The following is a 298-nucleotide window of genomic DNA, read 5'->3' as shown; positions in this document are numbered from 1 at the left end:
ACTTTGACCATAGCACCTCGCGCCTAACTCGATATACAGCCCACCATCAAGCCTCTTTTCACATAAAAAATGACCTATAGTTAGATGGTTAGTGACCAAAACTGATATGGATAAAAGGAGCTGGCTTTGAAAAAGATTTTTGTTTCAGTGTTCGCAGCGGCAGTTGCGCTTTCAGCCCTCACCGGCTGCACGCGCACAAGCTATGCCATACACACCAATGACGGTCGCACTATTGTCAGCGACGGCAAACCTAAAGAATCAGACTCAGGCCTGCTTGGCTATACAGACGCGAATGGTG

1 protein-coding gene is annotated in these 298 nt (G+C 47.7%); it reads left to right on the top strand.

The window, feature by feature from the left end:
• Positions 1–147: 147 nt before the first annotated feature.
• The coding region (locus tag ACWXWW_RS17965) for a YgdI/YgdR family lipoprotein (protein WP_455971364.1) at positions 148–298 on the top strand (151 nt) is incomplete at its 3' end.

Source organism: Microbacterium sp. KNMS, assembly GCF_053851835.1.
Note: the sequence above shows the minus strand (reverse complement) of the source record. Positions and strands in the feature narration are given on the sequence as shown.